Below are 5,043 nucleotides of genomic sequence, written 5' to 3'. Positions count from 1 at the left end.
GTGTCCGGAGATGATGAGGTGGGAATTGTTACGAAAGCATTTAATCTGATGGTATTCAGCATCAAAGAGTACATAGAGAAAATCACCCTGAGCATGGAGAAGGAACAGAAGATGATGGAACGGGAGCTGCTTATGGAGACTCATTTAAAGGATGCACAGCTTAAATACCTCCAGGCACAGATCAATCCCCATTTTCTGTTTAACTCCCTCAATGCAGGGGCACAGCTGGCGATGATGGAAGATGCAGAGAAAACCTGCCTGTTTATTGAGCGCATGGCTGATTTTTTCCGGTATAACGTCAGGAAAATGACGGAAGATGCTACCCTGGAAGAAGAGATCGAAACAGTGGACAACTATATCTATATTTTGAATGTGCGGTTTGCAGGGGATATCCATTTTATAAAAGAAGTAGATACCTCTTTTCACAATGTAAAGATACCCAGCATGATCCTTCAGCCCATTGTGGAAAATGCGGTGAATTACGGAATCCGGAATATTGAATGGGAAGGTATGATCCGCATGATTGTAGAACGTGCAGATGGCGGTATAAATATCCGCATTACGGATAATGGAAGGGGAATGGAGCCGGAACGCATCCGGGAAGTCATGGAGAAAAAAGCGGCAGGAACCAGCATGCAGACGGATTCCACGGGCATTGGTCTGGATAATGTAATCAACCGTCTGGAGCTGTATTACAATACGAAAGGCATACTGTCCATACATAGTGAAGGAATCGATCAGGGAACGGAAGTGATGCTGAAAATTCCGCTGAAGCAGTGCAGGGGTATGGAGGAAGAGGAGGAACAGGATGTATAGAATACTATTGGCTGATGATGAGGGGATCATGCTGGAGTCTCTTAAAACTACAATCGAATCCAACTTTAAGGGACAAGTAGAAATCGCCTGTGCCAAAACCGGCAGGGCTGTGATCGAACTGGCGGAAACCTTCCGGCCGGATATTGCATTTATGGATATCCAGATGCCCGGAATTAATGGGATTCAGGCGATGAAAGAAATACAAAAGTTCAACAACAGTACCATATTTATCGTAATAACTGCGTATGATAAGTTCGGCTATGCCCAGGAATCTATTAATCTGGGCGTATTGGAATATCTCACGAAGCCGGTAAACCGGAAAGTAATTATAGATGTGCTGGTACGGGCAATGGGGATGGTAGAGGATGAACGGAAAAAGCGCAGTGAGAATCTGAAGATACAGGAGAAGCTTGAGACAGTGATTCCGATCATAGAGAGCGGATTTATTTACAACCTCCTGCTGCAGGATGGATTTTCCACGGATACGGGAAATTATAAAGAACTCCTTGATATTGAAGAAGATTATGGATTTATGATGGTAATCCAGTTCGGGGAATCTATTGAAAACGGGATGCTGACAAATGCAGTGGGCATGAGTGTAAAAGCACAGGGATTTTACGGGGATTTCCGGGAAGTTGTAAAAGGGTATTTTCAGTGCTGCATCGGACCCATCATGTCTAATAAAATAGCACTGTTTGTACCCTGGGGCCAGCATGTACTGGAGTATGAAGACCGGATACAGGTCATTGAGAAAATGAGGAATCTCATCCGCCGATTGGAAAAGAGCATCGACGCCAGATTCAGAGCCGGAATCGGCAGGGTAAAATCCCTGGATGAATTGCAGGATTCTTACAAAGAGGCGGTAAAAGCCCTCCAGGAGGGGAAAGGCCGGGTGGCACACATGGAGGATCTTCCAATTGGCTGCGGTTACGATGGAGATTATCCGGCAGATACGGAAAAGAAGCTGTTTCAGATGATTGCCAAGGCAGATCTTGGGGGAGCCAGAACCCAGGCAAATGTTTTCTTTGACTGGATGGTACAGAACTACGAAGCATGCAGGGAAGATATTCAGATCAAGGTGCTGGAATTTGTCATGGTTGCAGAAAAAGAAGCGTTTTTACATGGGGGAATGACGTATGGGTTCCGCTACCGCCGGGACTATCTCTCCCAGGTAACGGGATTTGAGGATTACCAGGATCTGCGCAGATGGTTTCTGGATAAAATCACAGAGGTTTGCCACAATATTGTGAAAAAGCAGGAAGAGCAGACCGAGAGTATGGTGTGGAAGGCAAAACAGTATATTCAGGAGAATTATGCCAGAGATATTTCCCTGGATGATGTCTCCAAAGCGGTAAATATCAGCCCGTATTATTTCAGCAAAGTATTTAAAGAAGAAGCCGGAGAGAATTTTATTGAATACCTTACGAGAACCAGAATGGGAAATGCAAAAGAGTTTTTAAAGAGATCTGATTTGAGCATTAAGGAAATCTGTTTGATGTCTGGATATGGAGATCCGAATTACTTCAGCCGCATTTTCAAAAAACAGGAAGGGGTAACGCCCAGTGAATATAGGGAGAGGTTAGGTGGATGAGAAAAAATGAAGTGAAACTACTGGCATTTTGTTTATGCATCTGTATATTGCTTGGAGGGTGCGCGGATAAAAATCCAAAAGAGTTACAGCAGGAGGATTCAGGAAGCAGCAAGATCCAGATTGGATTTTGTTTTGATTCCTTTGTAATCGAAAGGTGGCTCAGGGACCGGGATGTATTCGAACGATTTGCCAGAATGAAGGGGGCAGAGGTAAATGTCCAAAATGCAAATGGAGACGTGGAACAGCAGATCGCCCAGATTGAATACTGCATTAAGAAAAAAGTAGATGTTCTGGTGATCATTGCCGTAGATGGAAAAGCCATTTCTGAAGCCACGCAAAATGCAAAAGATGCGGGAATTAAGATCATCGCCTATGACCGGTTAATTGAAAATGCAGATGTGGATCTTTACTTATCCTTTGATAATGAGGAGGTGGGCAGGCTGATGGGAGAGGCTATGACAGAAAATCTGCCGGATGGCGGCAATATCTTTATGATACAGGGACCGGAGACAGACCATAACGTCTCTATGGTGGCCAAAGGATTTCTGGAAGCAATTGAAGGGTCCGGGCTGAATATTGTCTACAGCGCCAATTGCGAAGGATGGCTTTCCGAGATCGCATACGATGAGGTGAATAAGGGGCTTGAGAAAAACAGAGAGATCGCAGGGGTCATGTGTGGCAATGATGACCTGGCAAATCAGGCGTTTCGCGCATTGGCGGAAAACCGGATGGCAGGGAAAGTGGTTCTTGTGGGGCAGGACGGGGATTTAAGCGCCTGTCAGCGGATTGTGGAAGGAACCCAGGCAGCAACCGTATATAAATATGTAGATATATTGGCGAAGACTGCTTCGGAATATGCTGTTAAAATGGGAAAAGGGGAAGAAATTGAGACAGATGAGACGATTTATGACGGGTCCTATAATGTACCTTATAAAAAGCTCATGCCGGTAGCTGTGAATAAAGATAACATGAAGCAGGAAATCATTGACCGGGATTTTCATACGGCGGAAGATGTATATCTGAATGTGAAGGAGCCAAACACGAGTGAATAGCATATAGTATTTTTTTGCAGCAAAAATGTCCTGTATTTTCAGGGCATTTTTTTTCATCATAAAAATCTGCAGAATGTCGCAAACAAGTCCTGTCTCTCAGGTGGTATATTATGGGTGTAAAGAAAAACAAGCAGATAACCAGGGAGGTATTAGAATGAAAAGAAAAGTTGTGAGTATTTTAACAGCAGGTGTAGTAGCAGTGAGTATGCTGGCAGGATGTGGCTCGGCAAATAATACGGCAGCAACGTCAAAGGACACGGCAGCAGCTACAAGTGAAGCGGCGGAAGCGGCAGACACAAAGGCGGCGGAAAGCCAGGACAGCACTCAGGCAGATGCAGATACGCAGGCGGAAGAATCCGGGAATGCCGGAGGCGGTAAGCTTGTAGGGGTGGCAATGCCCACGAAGGATCTCCAGAGATGGAATCAGGATGGTTCTAATATGGAGGCTCAGCTGAAAAAAGCAGGCTATGAGGTTGATATCCAATATGCCAACAACGATGTGGCAACACAGGTTTCCCAGGTGGAGAATATGATTTCCAACGGATGTGAAGTCCTGGTAATTGCTTCGATTGACGGGGAATCCCTTGGAACACCTCTGAGTCAGGCAAAGGAAGCAGGCATTCCGGTTATCTCTTATGATCGTCTTTTGATGAATTCTGACGCAGTCAGCTATTATGCTACCTTTGATAATTATAAAGTAGGAACCAAGCAGGGTGAATACATAGAGGAAAAACTGGATCTGAAAAATGCAGACGGTCCGTTTAACCTGGAAATATTCACAGGTGACCCTGGTGATAACAACGCAAACTTCTTCTATAATGGAGCTATGGATGTCTTAAAGCCTTATATCGATTCCGGTAAGCTGGTAGTACCATCCGGTCAGATTGACTTTGCAACCGTAGCAACGGCTAACTGGTCTACAGAGACAGCCCAGAACAGAATGGATACCATTATTTCCGGAAATTATGCAGACGGATCGAATAAACTGGATGCGGTACTCTGTTCCAATGACTCCACAGCCCTTGGTGTTGAAAATGCACTGGAAGCAGCAGGTGTGGCAGAATGGCCAATCATAACCGGCCAGGACTGTGATATCGCCAATGTGAAGAATTTAATCGCAGGCAAACAATCAATGTCCGTATTCAAGGACACCAGAGAATTAGCAAACCAGACCGTTAAGATGGTAGATGCTATTATGCAGGGGAAAGAAGCAGAAGTTAATGATACCAAGTCCTATGATAACGGAACCGGAATCATTCCTACCTTCCTCTGTGATCCAATTGTTACCACTATGGATAACTATAAAGAATTATTAATAGATTCCGGATACTATTCCGAAGATGACCTGAAATAAATGCCATATAAGGGCGTTGCAGAAGGCGTATCACGCTCTGGAAGCAATGCCCTTTCTAAAAGAACAGGAGGGATTCAATTGGCAGGTATATTATTGGAAATGAAAAATATTACCAAGACCTTCCCCGGGGTGAAGGCCCTTGACCATGTTAATCTCAAGGTTGAAGAAGGTGAAATACATGCCCTGGTGGGTGAAAATGGGGCAGGAAAATCAACTTTGATGAATGTACT

The 5,043-nt window shown here is 44.6% G+C and carries 5 protein-coding genes; all 5 read left to right on the top strand.

Annotated elements, in window-relative coordinates:
- Positions 1-816 (top strand): sensor histidine kinase (locus ACH2DQ_RS20125; RefSeq protein WP_395028033.1); only part of this gene is annotated, 816 nt, incomplete at its 5' end.
- On the top strand, positions 809-2,407 hold the full coding sequence (locus ACH2DQ_RS20120; protein WP_394911851.1) for a helix-turn-helix domain-containing protein: 1,599 nt from the start codon (positions 809-811) through the stop codon (positions 2,405-2,407). The genes ACH2DQ_RS20125 and ACH2DQ_RS20120, both read left to right, overlap by 8 nt.
- On the top strand, positions 2,404-3,459 hold the full coding sequence (locus ACH2DQ_RS20115; protein WP_394911850.1) for a substrate-binding domain-containing protein: 1,056 nt from the start codon (positions 2,404-2,406) through the stop codon (positions 3,457-3,459). The genes ACH2DQ_RS20120 and ACH2DQ_RS20115 overlap by 4 nt, the downstream gene beginning before the upstream one ends.
- A gap of 154 nt (positions 3,460-3,613) precedes the next feature.
- Positions 3,614-4,813, top strand: coding sequence for a multiple monosaccharide ABC transporter substrate-binding protein (chvE, locus tag ACH2DQ_RS20110; RefSeq protein ID WP_394911849.1), 1,200 nt, complete (start codon positions 3,614-3,616; stop codon positions 4,811-4,813).
- Positions 4,814-4,891: 78 nt separating this feature from the next.
- A partial coding sequence (locus ACH2DQ_RS20105; RefSeq protein ID WP_395028035.1) for an ATP-binding cassette domain-containing protein occupies positions 4,892-5,043 on the top strand: 152 nt, incomplete at its 3' end.

Source organism: Robinsoniella sp. (assembly GCF_034124845.1).
The sequence above is the reverse complement of the archived record's forward strand: the minus strand, read 5'-3'. Positions and strand labels throughout refer to the sequence as shown.